We start from the raw sequence: 1,393 nt of genomic DNA, 5'->3' as shown, positions 1-1,393 counted from the left end.
CTGACCATAAAGGCGACATGTAAGTGGGTATTAAAATTTGCCATAAAACTCATTCATCCATAGCGCTCAAAAAGTCCTTTCGAGCGGCGTATCTAGCAGTAAAAAAGCGCACCATGATACCATAGACCGTCCATACGTCTAATAGAGATAGCCTGTAAGAGAGAGCTTCTATGCCTGCCAGTGATTTACCTGCCACACTTAACTCTGATACTCATACTAAGCAGCTGCCTGTAGTAGAAGGTCAGCTTGATAACAGCTTTGCTACTATTGACTGGCAAGTGCCTTGGTTATCGCATATTACTCAATTGAGTTATATCAGCAACACGATTGAACACCTTAGTCGCTCGAAATCACAGAGAAATAGCTTGGATGGTTCGAATGATTCAGAAGGTTTGGATAATGTGAAAAGCCTAGATGAGCACGATATAAATGCTTTTGACATCAATACGCCTGACACGATTGCCAAAGTCTTAAAAACGGCGATGATGCAGCAGGCTGAACATTTGCAACAGCCGTTACCACATACTAAACCTGCTCATGACCACAAATCTCAGACGATACAGTTCGTTTCTCAAAATGCATTGCCTGAAGGGGAAGCCTATGAGCATTTCATCGGCACAACTGGCAATATCCCGACGCGTGATAACTTACATGACTTGTTTAATGGCAGTATTTGGCTGACCTTTCCGAAGACTAAAGCTATGCTCAATTACTACCATATGCTAGAAATCGCAAAGCAGGGCATTAGTGAGCGTCGAGGGCGTGTGCGCGATACTATTACTGTTTTTGATGAGAATGGCGCAGTGCTAGTGACTTCTGATGCTAGTATCGGTGAGGCATTGGTTGATTTTGACTGGCAGGCAAGTTTGGTGACGCCCCGTGCTAAATGGGATAACCCAACCCAGCCTGATAACAGCGCTCAAGCCGCAGTCTATATTTTTGGGCATGCCTTGCTAGAGCAGTTACTACAGCCGCGCAAACCCTTATGTGCGCACAGCATTGTCATCCATGTGACGCAAAGTTTCTTTACCCTACCATTAGCTGAGCGTATACGTTTTTTGGATGACAAAGTTGCCGAATACATGGACACATTACTGTCAAAGGATGACGTGACACCGCGCCAACTTGCGCCATTACCGATTTTAGGCGTACCGCATTTCTGGGCAGAAAATACCGATATTGATTTTTATGAAGACAGCTATGTATTCCGTAGTGGTCGTCGTCAGAAAAATGAAAAATAAATAGGAATGAGTCACTTAAGATTGGCTAGCCAAACCTTTGTTACGTTTACGATTGTGCCACGATTTGACAACGTCCAGACGTTAACAAAGCCTCATATGTTTGTTATGGTAAAAGGACGTTTCTGTTAAACAGGAAAGAGATAGTTATCTCT

1 protein-coding gene is annotated in these 1,393 nt (G+C 43.6%); it reads left to right on the top strand.

The features are described 5' to 3' along the window. Positions 1 to 170: 170 nt before the first annotated feature. On the top strand, positions 171 to 1,241 hold the full coding sequence (locus ACS8FC_RS14165) for a DUF3025 domain-containing protein (protein ID WP_439297229.1): 1,071 nt from the start codon (positions 171 to 173) through the stop codon (positions 1,239 to 1,241). The last annotated feature ends 152 nt before the right edge of the window (positions 1,242 to 1,393 follow it).

Source organism: Psychrobacter sp. 1Y4 (genome assembly GCF_051847555.1).
Note: the sequence above shows the minus strand (reverse complement) of the source record. Positions and strands in the feature narration are given on the sequence as shown.

What these genes read in the sequence shown, in the direction of transcription:
- ACS8FC_RS14165 (WP_439297229.1), top strand. Translation starts at nt 171, where the DNA reads ATGCCTGCCAGTGATTTACCTGCCACACTTAACTCTGATACTCATACT.